Consider the following 16,600-nt stretch of genomic DNA (forward strand, 5'->3'; position numbering starts at 1 on the left):
TGGCGGCGCGGCCAGGCTGCGGCCGCACCAGCCTCGGTGTCAGCGCGGAATCACGCCCAGGGTTTGCCCGACCTTGGTGAAGGCTGCAATCGCCTGGTCGAGGTGTTCGCGGGTGTGCGCCGCGCTCATCTGCGCGCGGATGCGTGCCTGCCCCTGCGGCACGACCGGATAGAAGAATCCGGTGACATAGATGCCTTCCGCCAGCAGCGCAGCAGCCATCGCCTGCGCTTTGGGCGCGTCGTGGATCATCACCGGCACGATCGGGTGCACGCCCGGCTTGATGTCGAAGCCGGCGGCCGTCATCCGTTCGCGGAAATAGCGGGTGTTCTCCTTCAGCCTGTCGCGCAGATCGCCGGCGCTGGCCAGCATGTCGAATACCCTGATCGCCGCGGCCACCACGTGCGGCGGCAGCGAGTTGGAGAACAGGTAAGGGCGCGAACGCTGGCGCAGCAGTTCGACCACTTCCCGCGGCCCGGTGGTGAAACCGCCGAGCGCACCGCCGAGGGCCTTGCCCAGCGTGCCGGTGAAAATGTCGATCTTGTCCATCACGCCGTGCAATTCGGCCGAGCCGCGGCCGGTATCGCCGAGAATGCCGGTGCAATGGCATTCATCGATGTGCACCATGGCATCGTACTTTGCGGCCAGCGCGGTGATCTCGTCGAGTTTGGCGATGAAACCGTCCATCGAGAACGCGCCATCGGTGGTGATGAGCTTGGTCCGCGCGCCGGCCGCGTCGGCCGCCTGCAACTGCTTCTCCAGGTCGGCCATGTCGCTGTTGGCGTAACGGTAGCGGGTGGCCTTGCACAGCCGCACGCCGTCGATGATCGACGCGTGGTTCAGGGCGTCGGAGATCACCGCGTCTTCCTCACCCAGCAGCGGCTCGAACAGGCCGCCGTTGGCGTCGAAGCAGGCGGCGTACAGGATGGTGTCCTCGGTGCCGAAGAATTCGGCGATCTTCGCCTCCAGTTCCTTGTGCAGATCCTGGGTGCCGCAGATGAAGCGCACGCTTGCCATGCCGAAACCGTGGCTGTCGAGCGCATCCTTGGCCGCCTGGATCACCGCCGGATGATCGGCCAGGCCGAGGTAGTTGTTGGCGCAGAAGTTCAGCACCTTGCGGCCGCCTTCCAGCTCGATCTCGGCAGACTGCGGCGAGATGATGATGCGCTCGGCCTTGAACAGGCCGTACTCGCGGATGGCCGCCAGTTCGGTGGCGTAACGTGCTTTCGCGGATGGAGTCATGGAATCTCCGGGTGCAGAAGTGTGTGGCGTGGAGGTTGCGGCGGTGCTCAGTTCCAGGAGCAGACGACCTTGCCGCACTGGCCGGCATCCATCAGGTCGAAGCCCTTCTGGAAGTCGTCGATGTGGATCTGGTGGGTGAGCACCTTCTGCAGCGGGAAGCCGGTCAGCACCATCTGGGTCATCTTGTACCAGGTCTCGTACATGCGCCGGCCGTAGATGCCCTGCAGGGTGAGGCCCTTGAAGATCACCTTGTCCCAGTCGATGCCGGCCCCCTTGGGCTGGATGCCGAGCAGGGCGATCTTGCCGCCGTGGTACATGCAGTCGAGCATGTCGTTGAAGGCACGCGGGTTGCCGCTCATCTCCATGCCCACGTCGAAGCCTTCCATGTGCAGGTCCTTCATCGCGTCCTTGAGCGAGGCGTTGGCCACGTTCACCACGCGGGTGGCGCCCATGTCGGCAGCGAGCTTCAGGCGGAAATCGTTCACGTCGGTGACGACGACGTTGCGCGCGCCCACGTGCTTGGCGATGCCGGCGGCGATGATGCCGATCGGGCCGGCGCCGGTAATCAGCACGTCCTCGCCGATCAGGTCGAACTCCAGCGCGCAATGCGCGGCATTGCCGTACGGGTCGAAGAACGCGGCCAGTTCGGACGGAATCTGGTCAGGGATCGGCCACAGGTTGGATGCCGGCATGGCCATGTATTCGGCGAACGCGCCGTTGCGGTTCACGCCGATGCCCACCGTATTGGGGCACAAGTGCTGGCGGCCGGCGCGGCAATTGCGGCAGTGGCCGCAGACGATGTGGCCCTCGGCCGAGACGCGGTCGCCAACCTTGTAGCCGGTGACGCCCGGACCGATCTCGACGATGCGGCCGACGAACTCGTGGCCGATGGTAAGACCCGGCTTGATGACGCGCTGGCTCCATTCGTCCCACTTGTAGATATGCAGATCCGTACCGCAGATCGCGGTTTTCTCGATCTTGATCAGCACCTCGTTGGGGCCGACCTCGGGCATCGGCACCTCTTCCATCCAGATGCCCTGTTCGGGCTTGCGCTTGACCAGGGCTTTCATTGTCTGCGGCATGGGAAATCCATCGGCTGGCCCGCGATGCGGGCGGTTAAACGTCAATTATAGAGCGCGGCGGCGCGTGACCGCTGTCCATGCGAATTTTCCGGTCGTGTGCGGCGCCTGGAGGCGCAAGTCACTGCGATGGCGCGGAAGGCACTTCGATGCGCTGGAAGCACATGCGATCGCCTGCCGGGACGAGTATGCGTGCGCGCTGAATGTCGCAGGCATGACTTGCGGCATATGCCGCACTCGCCCGGCTCGGGCATAAGTCGAAAGTTATTGCGCCACTTTCGCCTGCTTCCCGGGGCCGGCTTTCACCAGGAGATTCCCTTTGCGCCGTCTATTGCTCGCTGCCGCCGTATCCGTCGGCTTCATCTCGTCCGCCCATGCCGTCGAAGGCATGTGGCAGCCCGCCCAGTTGCCGGGTATCGCCGCCACGCTGCAGCAGCACGGCCTGAAACTCGATCCGAAAACGCTGACCGACCTCACCGCCTACCCGATGGGCGCGATCGTCAGCCTGGGCGGCTGCACCGCCTCGTTCGTCTCGCCCGAGGGTCTGGTGGTGAGCAACCACCACTGCGTCTACGGCGCGCTGCAGCTGAACTCCACGCCGGAAAACAACCTGATCGAGAAGGGTTTCCTGGCGAAGACCCAGGCGGACGAGCTCTCCGCCGGCCCGTCCGCGCGGATCTTCGTCACCGAGGAAATCCGCGACGTCACGAAAGAGATCACCGCCAAGCTCACCGACGCGATGAGTGGCGCCGATCGCTACAAGGCGATCGAGCTGGCGATCAAGGAGCAGGTCAAGGCGTGCGAGAGCGAAGGCTACCGCTGCGACGTCTACACCTTCCACGGCGGCTACAGCTACCAGCTGATCAGGCAACTGGAAATCAAGGACGTGCGCCTGGTCTACGCGCCGCCGGAATCCATCGGCAAGTTCGGCGGTGACGTCGACAACTGGATGTGGCCGCGCCACACCGGCGACTTCGGCTACCTGCGCGCCTATGTCTCGAAGGACGGCAAGTCGGCCGCCTTCTCGAAGGACAACGTGCCGTACCGGCCGAAGCATGTGCTCAAGGTGAATCCGCAAGGCGTGGAAGCGGGCGACTACGTGATGGTGGTCGGCTACCCAGGTCGCACCAACCGCTATCGTCTCGCCGACGAGGTGCAGAGCTCGATCGACTGGGTCTACCCGACCCAGATCAAGGTATACGAGGACACGCTGAACATCATCAACACCGCCGGCAAGGCTGACCCCAAGGTGGCGGTGAAGTACGCCAGCATGGTCGCCGGCCTGAACAACTACCTGAAGAATTTCGGTGGCCAGCTCGAAGGCCTGCATCGCGCCGATGCGGTCACGGTGAAGCGCGCGCAGGAAGCGCAGTTGGAGGCTTGGCTGAAGCAGCAGGGCGGCGCCGAGAACACCGCGCTGGCGGCTGACATCGGCAAGCTGCGCCAGCAGATCGCCGCCGACCGGGCCAATCGCGAACGTGACCTGGCCATCGGTCTGGTCAGCCGCGCCCAGCTGTTCGGCACCGCGGTACGCCTGACCCACCTGGCGAAGGAGCGTCCGAAGGCCGATCTCGACCGCGACGCCGGCTACCAGCAGCGCGACTGGGTGCGCATCGAGGGCGGCCTGAAGCAGATGGATCGCCGCTACGACCCGGGCGTCGACCAGCAGTTCATGGTCTACGGCCTCAAGCGCTACGTGGCCTTGCCGCAGGCGCAGCGCCTGCCGGCGCTGGACAAGTGGCTCGATGGTGCAAGCACCGAGGCGGCGATCAAGGCGAAGGTTGCCGCGCTGTACGCCGGCAGCAAGCTCGGCAACGTCGACGAGCGCATGAAGTGGTTCGGCGCCGACAGCAAGGCGATCGACGCCAGCTCCGACAGCATGCTCAGACTCGCCCGCGCGGTGCAGCCGCAGCTGAAGGCGCTGGAGGACGAATCCGATGCCCGCACCGGGGAGATGAGCAAGCTGCGCCCGCGCTACATGCAGGCGATGATCGCGTGGAAGGACTCGCAGAAGCTGCCGGTCTACCCGGACGCGAACAGCTCGCTGCGCGTCACCTTCGGCAACGTGCAGGGCGTGGCGCCGCGTGATGGCGTGAGCTACGCGCCGTTCACCACCGCGCAGGGCATCGTCGAGAAGGACACCGGCGTCGAGCCGTTCAACTCGCCCAAGGCCGAGCTGGCCGCGATCAAGGCCAAGGCGTTCGACGGCTATGCCTCGCCGAAGCTGGGCACGCTGCCGGTCAACTTCCTCGCCGACCTGGACATCACCGGCGGCAACTCCGGTTCGCCGGCGATGGACGCGAACGGCCAGCTGGTCGGCCTGGCGTTCGACGGCAACTGGGAGTCGGTCAGCGGCGACTGGCTGTTCAACCCGCAGCTCAACCGCTCGATCCAGGTCGACGTGCGCTACATGCTGTGGGTGATGCAGCACCTCGACCACGCCGACAACCTGCTGAAGGAAATGGGCGTGCCGGCGAAGTAAGCCGCACATTCGTGCATGCATCAGGGCCCGCGTCATCGGCGCGGGCCCTTCCGTTTTCCGTGCGGCGAACCCGGTCATGCGCGGGGCCGCGCCAAACCCGGAGCGGCAGACGCCGGCATGGCGGGCGGCTTGATTCAGCCGGCCGGTCTTTCCTCGGGGCGCAGCGTCAGGACCCGCACGCCGTTTCGCGTCACCGCCACCGTATGCTCGAACTGTGCCGACCATTTTCCGTCCCGAGTGACGACCGTCCAGCCGTCATCCTCGGTCCGCACGGTCCGGCGGCCCTGGTTGAGCATCGGCTCGATGGTGAACACCATGCCCTCCCGCAATACCAGACCGGTTTGCGGCCTTCCCCAATGCAACACCTGCGGCGGTTCGTGCATTTCACGGCCGATTCCGTGCCCGCAATACTCCCTCACCACCGAGTAGCCATTCCGTCGGGCGTGATGCTCGATGGCATGGCCCACATCGCCGAGCCGGGCACCCGGGCGGACAGCCCTGATCCCCTTCCACATGGCTTCATGCGCCACCTGCACGAGTCGCTTGGCCGCTGGCGTCACCTCGCCGACGAGGTAGGTCTTGCTGGAGTCGGCGATGAATCCATTTTTTTCCAGCGTGATGTCGAAATTCACGATGTCTCCGTCTCGCAGGATTTCCGACGGAGACGGGACACCGTGACAGACGACGTCGTTGCGTGAGGAGTTCAGTGCATGGGCATAGCCGTACTGCCCCTTGCTCGCCGGACGCGCAACGAGTTCGTCCACGATGTAGCTTTCGACCAGGTCGTTCACCTGCATGGTCGACATGCCGGCCAGGCTCAACTGGTCCACGTAGCCGAATACATCGGCCAATAGCCTGCCCGACTCGGCCATCAGCGCGACTTCTTCCGGTCGCTTGGTCATGCCGCACCGGGTGCGAGCGGCCGTGCCTCGACACCGGCGGCGTGGAGTTCCCGCATGAGAACCTCCTGGAAAGTCAGCGTGGGGCTCATTTCACACAACATGCCGACCTTGATCCAGAAGGCCGCCTGCGCGTTGATGGATCGGCACGTCACTGCGCTCGCCCTGCGAATCTGGCTGTGCAGATCGTCGTCGATGTTCACGATACCCATAAAACGTTCCATATATGTTTCGTATATGGATGATATATTTTGGGGGTGTGGCTGGGCAAGCGGCGGATGTCATGGCTCATGGTGGCGACGGCACGCCCTTGGCATCATGTCTGCGCACTTTTCCACCTCGTGGGGTGAGTGCCGTCGGCCGCGAGGCCGCTGGCGGTACGGGCAGGGCGGTGCTCTCGTCTAAACTGCCGCGATGCCCGTTGATTCCCGCCCCCTGGCCATCTTCCTGATGGGCCCCACCGCCTCCGGCAAGACCGCGCTGGCATGCGCGCTGAGCGAGCGGTTTCCGCTGGATATGGTCAGTGTCGATTCGGCGCTGGTCTACCGCGGCATGGACATCGGCACGGCAAAACCCGACCAGGCGACGCTGGCGCGCCATCCGCATGCGCTGGTCGACATCCGCGATCCCGGCCAGCCGTATTCGGCGGCGGATTTCCGCGCCGATGCGCTGCCGGTGATGCAGCGGATCAGCGCGCAGGGCAGAGTGCCGCTGCTGGTCGGCGGTACCGGGCTGTACTTCCGTGCGTTGCAGCAGGGGCTGTCCGACCTGCCGGAAGCCGACCCGGCCACCCGTGCGCGGCTGGCTGCCGAGGCGCAACAGCTCGGCTGGCCGGCCTTGCATGCGCGGCTGGCGGCCCTCGATCCGGCCGCCGCCGGCCGGATCGGCTGCAACGACGTGCAGCGCCTGCAGCGTGCGCTGGAAGTGATCGAACTGACCGGCCGGCCGCTATCCGAATTGCAGCGCGGCGGGACGGCGGCGCGCTTTCCGTGGCGCGTGCTCAAGCTGGCGCTGCTGCCGACCGACCGGCGCGTGCTGCACGAGCGCATCGCCCGGCGTTTCGACACGATGCTGGCGGAGGGCTTTCTGGACGAGGTGCGCGCACTGCGGGCGCGCGGCGACCTGCACGCCGACCTGCCGGCGATCCGCGCGGTCGGCTACCGGCAGGCGTGGGAACACCTCGATGGCCAGACCGATGCGGCCACGTTCCGCGACCGCGCCATCTACGCCACCCGCCAGTTGGCCAAACGCCAGATCACCTGGCTGCGCAGCGACACCGGCATCCGGATCGTCGAGCCGGATCGGCCCGATCTCGGCGAGCGGGTGCGCGCGGCGGTGGGCCTGTTTGTCGACGGCCCGGCCGGGGTCATGCCACCAGCGTGACCCAGTCCACCGTCGTGGAGCAAAAATCTTCTTTCATCAAGCATTTGAAAGCAGTTAACATCCGATCTTGTTGGGCCGGGGCGCCAGCGGCGTCTTTTCTCCGGTCTGGTCGTGGCAAGGGGAGAACAAGAAATGTCCAAGGGGCAATCGTTGCAAGATCCGTTTCTCAATGCGTTGCGGCGCGAGCGTGTGCCGGTGGCCATCTACCTGGTCAACGGCATCAAGTTGCAGGGCACGGTCGAGTCGTTCGACCAGTTCGTGGTGCTCCTGCGCAACCAGGTCAGCCAGATGGTGTACAAGCACGCCATTTCCACCGTGGTGCCGAGTCGCAACGTGCGCATCGGCAATGGTCACGATGGCCACGAAGGCCACGATCACCAGGCCGATACTTCGGCAACCGTCGAAGCGGGCACTTGATTGCGCGTGGGGTGATCCACATGAAGGGAGACTGTCCCCGCAGGATGCTGCCCCACCGTGTTTGATCGGCAAAAGAGAGGCGACCGCGCCGTCCTGGTACTTCCGCATTCGCGCGGCGAAGGCGATGCCGCGCGCCGCGCGGAGGAATTCGCCGAACTGGCCAAGTCGGCCGGTGCCGAGGTGTTGGCAACCATCGGGGCGCGCGTTGACGACGTCAATCCGCGTTACTACATCGGCAGTGGCAAGGCCGAGGAAGTCGCCGAGGCATCCCGTGCGCTGGAAGCCGACCTGGTGCTGGTAGACCACGTGCTCACTCCGGTGCAGGAGCGCAATCTGGAGAAACACCTCGGCGTGCGCGTGGTCGACCGTGCCGGCCTGATCCTGGACATCTTCGCCCAGCGCGCACGGTCCCACGAAGGCAAGCTGGAAGTGGAGCTGGCCCAGTTGAAGCACCTGGCCACGCGACTGGTGCGCGGCTGGACCCATCTGGACGCCCAGCGCGGTGGTGCCATCGGCAACCGCGGTCCCGGCGAAACCCAGCTCGAAACCGACCGTCGTTTGCTGGCGGTACGGGTGAAGATGCTCACCAAGCGGCTGGAAAAAGTACAGACCCAGCGTGGTCAGCAACGCCGTTCGCGCTTGCGCAACACCGTGCCGCGGGTGGCGCTGGTCGGTTACACGAACGCCGGCAAATCCACCCTGTTCAACGCCTTGACCCGCGGCTCGGTCTACGCCGCCGATCAGTTGTTCGCCACGCTCGACCCCACGGTGCGCAAGATCGAGGACCTGGCCTGCGGCCCGGCGGTGATCGCCGACACCGTGGGCTTCATCCGCGAACTGCCGCATGACCTGGTCGCCGCGTTCCGCGCCACCCTGGCCGAGGCCCGCGACGCGGACCTGCTGCTCCACGTCGGTGACGCCGCCGACGAGGAGCGCGTGCGCCTGCATCGGGTGGTCGATGCCGTGCTGGAGGACATCGACGCCGGCGACGTCCCGCAGTTGCAGGTGATGAACAAGATCGACCTGGCCGGTACCGAGCCGCGGATCGAGCGCGACGCAACCGGCAAGCCGGTGCGGGTATGGCTGTCGGCCGCCACCGGCGCCGGCGTCGACCTGCTGCGCCAGGCGCTGGGCGAATTGCTTGGCGGCGACCGCGTGCAGTCGCCGCTGCATCTGCCCTTGTCCGCCGGGCGGCTGCATGCGCGCCTGAAGGCGGCCGGGGCGATCAGTGCCGAGCACGTGGACGAACACGGCTGGCAGCTGCGCATCGACGCGCCGCGCAGCGTGATAGCGCCGCTCAGCGGTGGTGAGGGCGCCGAGGCAGTGCTGTTGCGGGAACTGTTGAGTGCGGCCGGTTGATCGGCCGCGCCCGGACGGTTTCGGCTGCCTCTGCTAGAATACGCAGCGTTTGCGTCGGCCATGGCGGCATCGATGGTCCAGTGGTCACCTCGCCGTGTGCGAGGTGGAAGAAAGGCATGTTCCGGCCGTCGTTGCCGGCCTCCCGACGGCTTCAAGGAGACTGACTCGTGGCGTGGAATGAACCCGGAAAGAACGGGCAGAGCGATCCGTGGAACCGCAAGCGTCCTTCCGGCAAGTCGCCGCTGGACGACCTGCTGGCAAAGCTGAAGAACCGTGGCGGGAAGTTCGGCCAGGGCTCCGGCGGCATCCTCACCGGCGTGCTGGTGCTGATCGTGGTGGGCCTGCTGTTCAGCAGCTACACGATCATCGGCGCGCGCCAGCAGGGCGTGGTGCTGCGCTTCGGCCAGTACTCGCGCACCTTGCCGCCCGGCTTCCACCTGAAGTTTCCGCAGCCGATCGAATCGGTCACCAAGGTCGAGGCCACGCGTATCCGCTCGGTCACCGACAAGGTGGCCATGCTGACCCGCGACGAGAACATCATCACGATCGACTTCACCGTGCAGTACCAGGTGGATGATTCGCGCAAGTACCTGTTCTCGCTGACCGATCCGGACGGCACCATCAGTGCCGCCGCCGAAGCCGCCGTGCGCGGCGTGATCGGCGGCAGCGACATGGACCAGGTCCTGTCGGCGGCCGGCGCCAACCTGGTCACCCAGGCGCAGCAGGCGTTGCAGCGGACGCTGGACGTCTACGATTCGGGCTTGCGCGTCACCGAGGTGAGCTTCCAGAACGTGGCGCCACCCGATGAGGTGAAGGACGCCTTCGACGACGTCAACAACGCGCGCGAAGACAAGCAGAGCATCGAGAACGCCGCGCTGGCCTATTCCAGCAAGGTCGTGCCGGTGGCGCGCGGCGAAGCGGCCCGCATCGCGGCGGAAGCGGCTGGCTACAAGGCCGAGCGCGTCGCCCGCGCCGAAGGCGACACCGATCGCTTCAACCTGTTGCTGGCGCAGTACAAGGCAGCGCCCGAAGTGACCCGCAAGCGGTTGTGGCTGGAGACCATGGAAGAGGTGATGGCACACAACACCAAGATCGTCGACGACGCCAGCGGTCGCAACATCATCAACCTGCCCTCGACGCCGGGCGCCGCATCCCAGGCGGGGACGACCCAGGTCGGCGCGATCGTGCCGCCCCCCGCAACGGCAAGCAGTGCGAGCGACAAGGGAGCACAGCCATGAACCGCATCGTTGCCGCATTCGTTGCCGTCGTGGTGATCCTGCTCGGCTTGAGCAGCATGTTCGTGGTGAGCGAAGGCCACAGCGCATTGGTCCTGCAATTCGGTCGCATCGTGCACACGGACTACCAGCCGGGCCTGCATTTCAAGCTGCCCGTGCTGCAGCAGGTGATCCATTTCGACAAGCGCATCCTGTCGCTCGACGCGCCGCCCGAGCGCTACTTCACCTCCGAGAAGAAGAGCGTCAACGTCGATTTTTACGTCAAGTGGCGCATCGCCGACAACGCGGCCTATTACCGCGCCACCGGCGGCGACCAGCTGCAGGCCGCGCAGCGGCTCACCCCCATCGTCAAGGACGCGCTGCGGTTCGAGTTCAATGCACGCACCTTGCCCGACCTGATCTCCGGCGGGCGCAAGGACATCACCGAGCGGGTGCGTGCTCAGACCGATCTTTCCGCGCGCAAGAACCTGGGCATTGCGGTGGTCGACGTGCGCATCAAGCGCATCGACCTGCCCAACGAGGTCAGCGAATCGGTGTACAAGCGGATGCGTGCCGAGCGCCTGCAACTGGCCAATGAACTGCGTTACACGGGCCAGGAAGCGGCGACCCGGATCAAGGCCGACGCGGATCGCCAGGCGCAGGTGCTGGAAGCCGATGCCAACCGGGATGCCGCCAAGGTGAAAGGCGAGGGCGATGCCGAAGCCGCCGCGATCTATGCGCGTGCCTACAGCAAGGACCCGGAGTTCTACGCGTTCTATCGCAGCCTGGCGGCCTATCGTGCGTCGATGGAAACCGGCAACGGCGTGCTCATCCTCAAGCCTGATTCGCCGTTCCTGCATTACTTCGACGACCCCGCACCGCGGAAGTAGGCCGCATCGACCCGCGCAGCGGGCGTTTACCCAGGCAGCCCCGTGGCGGGGCGGCAAACTAACGAAACGAGAGTTCACATGGGCAAGTCAGTCGTAATCCTGGGCGCGCAGTGGGGCGACGAGGGCAAGGGCAAGATCGTCGACCTGCTGACCGAGCGGGTCAGCGCGGTGGTGCGCTTCCAGGGCGGCCACAACGCCGGCCACACGCTGGTGATCAAGGGCAAGAAGACCGTGCTGCACCTGATTCCCTCGGGCATCCTGCGCGAAGACGCGCTGTGCCTGATCGGCAACGGGGTGGTGCTGTCGCCCGAGGCGCTGATCAACGAGATCAGCGAATTGGAAGCCAACGGCGTCGAAGTGCGCTCCCGCGTCAAGATCAGCCCGGCGACACCGCTGATCATGCCGTACCACATCGCCGTCGACAAAGCTCGCGAGATCGCCGCCGGCGGCAAGGCCATCGGCACCACCGGCCGTGGCATCGGTCCGGCCTACGAGGACAAGGTTGCCCGCCGTTCGATCCGCGTTGCCGACCTGATGTACCCGCACGAATTGCCCGCGTTGCTCAAGACCGCGGTGGACTACCACAACTTCATCCTTACCCAGTGGCTGAAAGCCGAGCCGGTCGATTACGACACCGTGCTGCAAGATGCGCTGGCCTGGGGCGAGTACATCCGCCCGCTGGTCGACGACGTCGCCACCATCCTGCACGACGTGCGCAAGGGCGGCGGCAACATCCTGTACGAGGGCGCGCAGGGCGCGCTGCTGGACATCGACCACGGCACCTACCCGTACGTCACCTCCAGCAACACCACCGTCGGCGGCGCGCTGGCCGGCACCGGCGTGGGTACGCAGGACATCGACTACGTGCTGGGCATCTGCAAGGCCTACGCCACCCGCGTCGGCAGCGGTCCGTTCCCGACCGAACTCAATGACGAGATGGGCGAGCTGCTGCGCAAGAAGGGCAACGAGTTCGGCGCCAGCACGGGCCGTCCGCGCCGCTGCGGCTGGATCGACCTGGTCGCGCTCAAGCGCGCCACCCAGATCAACGGCATCAACGGCCTGGCGATCACCAAGCTCGACGTGCTCGACGGCCTGTCCACCATCAAGGTCTGCATTGCCTACGAATACCGGGGCAAGCGCCGCGAGCTGGCGCCGCTGGATGCGGACGGCTGGGACGAGTGCAAGCCCGTCTACCTGGAATTTCCCGGCTGGGAAGAATCCACCGCCGGTATCCGCGACTGGAACAAGCTGCCGCCCGCCGCCCGCGCCTACCTGCGCGCCGTCGAGGAGCTGTCCGGTTGCCGCCTGGCGCTGGTCGCAACCGGTGCGGACCGGGAAGACACCATCGTGCTGGATGACCCGTTCGCCTGAGGTCCGTACGCCCCGCCGCGCACTGGCGCAAGGCGGGGTTCGCTGATCAGGCGCGGTTGTGCGAGCGCATGGTGCGCTGCTTCTCGATCTGCCAATCGCGTTGCTTCTCGGTCTCGCGCTTGTCGTGCTCCTGCTTGCCGCGGGCCAGGCCGATCTCGACCTTGACCTTGTTGCCTTTCCAGTACATCGCCGTGGGCACCAGGGTGTGGCCCTTGCGTTCGACCGCACCGACCAGCTGGTCGATCTCCTTGCGGTGGAGCAGCAGCTTGCGGGTGCGCCGATCCTCGGCGATGACGTGCGTCGACGCGCTGATCAGCGGCGGGATCGAGCAGCCGACCAGGAACACCTCGTTCCTGAGCACCACCGCATAACTGTCGCCGAAATTGATGCGGCCGGCACGCAGTGCCTTCAGCTCCCAGCCTTGCAGGGCAACGCCGGCCTCGAAGCGCTGGTCGATGTGATATTCGAAGCGCGCGCGCTTGTTCAGCGCGATGGTGCCGCCGCCCTTGGTGTCCTTGTCCTTGCTCTTGGCCATGTCCGCTAAACTTCGGGCCACTGGGCGGCCGCATTGCCCGCCGCCCCATCGGGGCGACGCATTTGTCGAGATGGCGCCTCGGGGCGGGCGCTCACTTGATCTTCGCATTCATGGATGAATGCACAAGCCCGAGAGGTTGTCGTGATCGAAATACGTCGCAGCGCGTTGGTGAAGTACTCGCCGGCGCAGATGTTCGAACTGGTCAATGAGGTGGAAGCATACCCAAAGCGCTTCGCCTGGTGTGCGGACGCCGAAGTGCTGGAGCGCGGCGACAACGTGGTGGTGGCCAGGCTGGATCTCAAGTTTGCCGGGTTCAGCCAGAGCTTCACCACGCGCAACGTGCTCGACCCGCCGCGGCGCCTGGAGATGAACCTGGTCGAAGGACCATTTCGCAGCCTGCATGGCGTGTGGGATTTCACCGCGCTGGGTGATGCCGGCAGCAAGGTCGCCTTTGCGCTTGATTTCGATTACGCGGGCAGGCTCGGCGGTGCTGCCTTGCGGCTCGGCTTCCAGGGGCTGGCCGGGCGCATGGTGGATGACTTCTGCCGCGAAGCGGAGCGCCTCCATGGTTGAGCCGTCGATCGGCATCGAGGTGGTGTTTGCCGATGGCGATTCGGTGGTGGTGCGTCGTCGCGTGCAGGTCGCCGACGGTTGCACGGTGGCCGAGGCGGTCACCGCCAGCGGCATCGCGTCGTCGCTGCCGGCAGGTGCCATCGATCCGGCCCGGCTGGGCATCTTCGGACACAAGGTCGTTGCCGGGCAGCGCGTGCGCGACGGTGACCGCATCGAGATCTGCCGACCGCTGACACTCGACCCGATGGAGGCGCGGCGCCGGCGTTCGCGCTGAAACCCTGCCGCCCGCGCGCCAGCCTCAATGGCCGCCGTCGGTCCCCTGGCCCAGGCCGCCGTCGTTCTTCTTGTCATCCGGTGACTGGCTCTTGTCGCCCTGGGTTTCGTTCGCCGGATAACCCGAGTTGTACTTGCGGCTTTCCCTGATCAGCTGCTGCGGGTCGCGGGCGAAGAAGTCGCCTTCGGTGTGCACCAGGGTGTCGTTGTTGAAGGTCAGCTTGAACGTGCGCACCTTGGGCTTGCCGCCGCGGCGGGACTGGGTGGACACGTAGTCCCAGCGGCTGTTGTCGAACGGTGTGCGCACCGACGGCGTGCCGAGCAGCAGAAGGACCTGGTGCTTCGTCATCCCCGGCTTCAGCTGATCCACCATCTTTTCGTCCAGCAGATTGCCTTGCTGCACGTCCGGCGTGTACGCGATGTGGCAACCGGCGACGGCAAGTGCCAGCAGCGCAACAACCGGCAGGATGATCAGCTTTTGCATGCGTGTTGCGTCCAGGGTCGTGAAGGTGTCGGATGATACACTACCGGCTCGGGCTCGCCGTGCGTGGAGAGAGGCTATGGAACAGGAAACCAGAGAACTGCGTCGGGTCGGTCTCAAGGTGACCCATCCGCGCATGCGCATCCTGCAGGTGTTCGACGACGAGAGCGAACGCCACTTGACGGCCGAGGACGTGTACAAGCACCTGCTGGCCCAGAAGGAGGACATCGGGTTGGCGACCGTGTATCGGGTGCTGACCCAGTTCGAGGCGGCGGGGATCATCGTCAAGCACAATTTCGAAGGCGGCCAGGCAGTCTACGAACTCGATCGCGGCAAACACCACGACCACATGATTGACGTGGACAGCGGCAAGGTGATCGAGTTCATCAGCGAGGAGATCGAGCGCCTGCAGCACGAGATCGCCGCCAAGCACGGCTACGTGATCGAGGATCACAGCCTGGTGCTCTACGTGCGCCCGAAACAGCGCGCCCGCAAGGATTGAAGCCGGGCGCCCGACGCCTCGTTCGTATTCGTCATGCCACGAAAAAAACCGCAGGTGGACTCCTGTCCGCCTACGGTTGATGCCTTGCCGGTCGGATGGCGCGCGGTGCGCGCGCGTATCCATCCGGCAGCGGCGAAACGGCATCCTGCCGTTTTCTCAGAATCACCGTCCCCACGGTGACCCTGATCCGCCATCTCACGACGGCGGTTCCCCCACATCGATGACGACATCCTAACGATGTCTTCACGTTGCGCATATCGGAAAAATTCCTAGTCCAGGCGACTGCGTTCGGTGCTGCTTTTGTTGCCTCGCAGCAAAATACGCAGATGCACGCCAGGGTGGTCGGTGCGCAGGCGGAACTGTCCGCCCAGCGAGGTCACCCGGTCGCGCATGCCCTGCAGGCCCCGCCCGCCGCGCGGGAGGCGATGGGGCAGGCCGGTACCGTCATCACGCAGATCGAGCAGGGCGACGGCGATGCCGTTGCGTTCGCCGATGCGCAGCCGCAGGCGGAATTCACTGGCGCAGGCGTGCTTGACGGTGTTGGTGGCGCTTTCCTGAGCCAGCCGGTAGATCGCCGTGCGGGTGTCATCGTCGAGCAATCGCGGGTCGCCGTGGAGTTCCACGTGGTAGCGCATGCCGGCACTGGTCAGCAGGTCGCGGATCGGGCCTTCATCCAGCGCGCGCAGCAGGCCGAACTCGTCCAGGATCGCCGGGCGCAGGTCGTCCAGCAGGCGATGCAGGGCGCGGCGCATGTGGGCCAGGATGGTGTTGATCGAGATGCTCACGTCGTCCATCCCGACCTCGTGCAAACGCGCCTGGGCCAGTTTCACATGGGTCTGGATCGCGGTGATGTTCTGGCCCAGTTCGTCATGCAGTTCGGCCGCAAGATGCCGCCGCTGGTTCTCGTCGGCCTGCAGGTTGCCGCGTGCGGCGTCACGCAGCTGTTGGGCCAGATGATCCAGGCGGCGATTGACGGCCCCGAGGTAGACGTTCTGCTCCGCCACCCGTTCGCTGCTGCGCCGCAGGGCGTCGGTGGCCGAACCGAGCATCAGCGCGCCGGTGCCTGCCACGGCCAGGAACAGGTAGGCGGCGGCGGTCGAGGGCGTGTGGCCCAGGTGCACGTCCACCAGGGTCATGCCCAGACTGGTGATCAGCATGGCGAGGCTGGCGCCGCGCCAGCCATGGCGGAAGGCGAAAAACAGCACCGGCGCCAGCGACAGCACCCGCGCGAACTGCGGCTGCGGCGCGGCGCGCTCGGACAGCACCAGCAGGATGGCCATGGATGGTGCCAGCACCAGCAGCACGTCCGTCAGCAGGCGCATCACCGAGGCACGCTCCAGCCGCGTGTGCAGCAGCATGATCAACACCGGCGCCACCAGCAGGATGGCCAGATAGTGGCTGAGCAATTCCTCGGCGATGACGCGGATCATCAACTCTGGCGTTTCCGACCAGTTGGTGAATGCGAGCAGCGCGGCGTCCGCGGCGGTCGTGACCGTGACCACCAGCACCACCGAAAGCAGCAGCCGGGTCACGTCCTGCGGGCTGTGCAGGCTGGGATGCAGGTGCAGCCGGCGCAGCAGCCACATGCAGGCCATCATCACCAGGAATGCCGGCAGCACGTCTGCCAGCACGCCGCTGATGTGCAGCGGTGATCCATGCCACCAGGCGGCGCCGGCGCAGGCGAGCAGTTCCGCGGCGAGCAACCAGCCCCAGTGGCGCAACGGTACCAGCAGAAGTGCGGTGAAACGCAGGCCGTAGGGCAGCATCCAGTAGGGTTGTGCCGTGGCGCCGAGCAGCAGCCACAGCACCAGATAACCTGCGCCGATGAGCGGCCCGGAATCGGGCAGGAGAGATGGCTTGAATCGCATCCGGCGATGGTACATGCGCCGTGCGCGGGGTGGCG

17 protein-coding genes are annotated in these 16,600 nt (G+C 65.9%); 10 read left to right on the forward strand and 7 right to left on the reverse strand.

Features of this window, described 5'->3' with window-relative positions; translation table 11 throughout:
• Positions 1–39: 39 nt before the first annotated feature.
• A complete protein-coding gene (gene kbl, locus ACFCQI_RS15285) occupies positions 40–1,239 on the reverse strand; it encodes a glycine C-acetyltransferase (RefSeq protein WP_395118093.1) in 1,200 nt (399 codons plus the stop codon).
• Positions 1,240–1,286: 47 nt separating this feature from the next.
• Positions 1,287–2,321, reverse strand: a complete 1,035-nt coding sequence (gene tdh, locus ACFCQI_RS15290) for an L-threonine 3-dehydrogenase (RefSeq protein ID WP_395118094.1) — start codon at positions 2,319–2,321, stop codon at positions 1,287–1,289.
• Positions 2,322–2,637: 316 nt separating this feature from the next.
• Between tdh and ACFCQI_RS15295 the strand changes: the two genes are divergently transcribed.
• On the forward strand, positions 2,638–4,800 hold the full coding sequence (locus tag ACFCQI_RS15295; protein ID WP_395118096.1) for a S46 family peptidase: 2,163 nt from the start codon (positions 2,638–2,640) through the stop codon (positions 4,798–4,800).
• A gap of 134 nt (positions 4,801–4,934) precedes the next feature.
• On the opposite strand, the gene map is transcribed toward ACFCQI_RS15295, so the two are convergent.
• Positions 4,935–5,702 carry a type I methionyl aminopeptidase gene (gene map, locus ACFCQI_RS15300; protein WP_395118098.1) on the reverse strand — a complete coding sequence of 256 codons (768 nt, stop codon included), beginning with the start codon at positions 5,700–5,702 and terminating at the stop codon, positions 4,935–4,937.
• Entirely contained in the window at positions 5,699–5,911 is a 213-nt protein-coding gene (locus ACFCQI_RS15305) for a ParD-like family protein (RefSeq protein WP_395121377.1), read from the reverse strand. Before ACFCQI_RS15305 ends, map begins: the two co-directional genes overlap by 4 nt.
• 202 nt (positions 5,912–6,113) lie before the next feature.
• Between ACFCQI_RS15305 and miaA the strand changes: the two genes are divergently transcribed.
• The 6 genes from miaA (at position 6,114) to ACFCQI_RS15335 (ending at position 12,333) form a co-directional block, all read left to right on the forward strand.
• Positions 6,114–7,082: a tRNA (adenosine(37)-N6)-dimethylallyltransferase MiaA gene (gene miaA / locus ACFCQI_RS15310; RefSeq protein WP_395118100.1), complete on the forward strand. Its 969-nt coding sequence runs from the start codon at positions 6,114–6,116 to the stop codon at positions 7,080–7,082.
• A gap of 132 nt (positions 7,083–7,214) precedes the next feature.
• On the forward strand, positions 7,215–7,499 hold the full coding sequence (gene hfq / locus ACFCQI_RS15315; protein WP_395118103.1) for an RNA chaperone Hfq: 285 nt from the start codon (positions 7,215–7,217) through the stop codon (positions 7,497–7,499).
• Positions 7,500–7,556: 57 nt separating this feature from the next.
• Positions 7,557–8,858: a ribosome rescue GTPase HflX gene (gene hflX, locus ACFCQI_RS15320; RefSeq protein ID WP_395118105.1), complete on the forward strand. Its 1,302-nt coding sequence runs from the start codon at positions 7,557–7,559 to the stop codon at positions 8,856–8,858.
• Between the two features lie 167 nt (positions 8,859–9,025).
• Entirely contained in the window at positions 9,026–10,096 is a 1,071-nt protein-coding gene (gene hflK, locus ACFCQI_RS15325) for an FtsH protease activity modulator HflK (RefSeq protein ID WP_395118107.1), read from the forward strand.
• Positions 10,093–10,962 (forward strand): protease modulator HflC, encoded by an 870-nt coding sequence (gene hflC, locus ACFCQI_RS15330; RefSeq protein ID WP_395118109.1) that lies wholly within the window; start codon positions 10,093–10,095, stop codon positions 10,960–10,962. Before hflK ends, hflC begins: the two co-directional genes overlap by 4 nt.
• Positions 10,963–11,040: 78 nt before the next feature.
• Positions 11,041–12,333 carry an adenylosuccinate synthase gene (locus ACFCQI_RS15335; RefSeq protein ID WP_395118111.1) on the forward strand — a complete coding sequence of 431 codons (1,293 nt, stop codon included), beginning with the start codon at positions 11,041–11,043 and terminating at the stop codon, positions 12,331–12,333.
• A gap of 46 nt (positions 12,334–12,379) precedes the next feature.
• Here ACFCQI_RS15335 and smpB read toward each other — a convergent pair whose 3' ends face one another.
• Positions 12,380–12,868: an SsrA-binding protein SmpB gene (gene smpB / locus ACFCQI_RS15340; RefSeq protein ID WP_395118114.1), complete on the reverse strand. Its 489-nt coding sequence runs from the start codon at positions 12,866–12,868 to the stop codon at positions 12,380–12,382.
• A 141-nt stretch (positions 12,869–13,009) separates the two neighbouring features.
• On the opposite strand from smpB, the gene ACFCQI_RS15345 reads away from it, so the two are divergent.
• Entirely contained in the window at positions 13,010–13,441 is a 432-nt protein-coding gene (locus tag ACFCQI_RS15345) for a type II toxin-antitoxin system RatA family toxin (RefSeq protein WP_395118116.1), read from the forward strand.
• On the forward strand, positions 13,434–13,715 hold the full coding sequence (locus tag ACFCQI_RS15350; protein ID WP_395118118.1) for an RnfH family protein: 282 nt from the start codon (positions 13,434–13,436) through the stop codon (positions 13,713–13,715). Before ACFCQI_RS15345 ends, ACFCQI_RS15350 begins: the two co-directional genes overlap by 8 nt.
• Before the next feature lie 24 nt (positions 13,716–13,739).
• Here ACFCQI_RS15350 and ACFCQI_RS15355 read toward each other — a convergent pair whose 3' ends face one another.
• Complete coding sequence (locus tag ACFCQI_RS15355; protein WP_395118120.1) at positions 13,740–14,198, reverse strand: outer membrane protein assembly factor BamE; 459 nt, start codon at positions 14,196–14,198, stop codon at positions 13,740–13,742.
• Between the two features lie 76 nt (positions 14,199–14,274).
• Between ACFCQI_RS15355 and fur the strand changes: the two genes are divergently transcribed.
• A complete protein-coding gene (gene fur / locus ACFCQI_RS15360; protein WP_395118122.1) occupies positions 14,275–14,697 on the forward strand; it encodes a ferric iron uptake transcriptional regulator in 423 nt (140 codons plus the stop codon).
• Between the two features lie 269 nt (positions 14,698–14,966).
• Here the strand turns inward: fur and ACFCQI_RS15365 are convergent, their stop codons facing one another.
• Positions 14,967–16,565: an MASE1 domain-containing protein gene (locus tag ACFCQI_RS15365; RefSeq protein ID WP_395121378.1), complete on the reverse strand. Its 1,599-nt coding sequence runs from the start codon at positions 16,563–16,565 to the stop codon at positions 14,967–14,969.
• Positions 16,566–16,600: the final 35 nt, after the last annotated feature.

The sequence above is a fragment of the Rhodanobacter sp. FW102-FHT14D06 genome, from assembly GCF_043950705.1.
In the GTDB taxonomy this organism is placed as follows: domain Bacteria; phylum Pseudomonadota; class Gammaproteobacteria; order Xanthomonadales; family Rhodanobacteraceae; genus Rhodanobacter.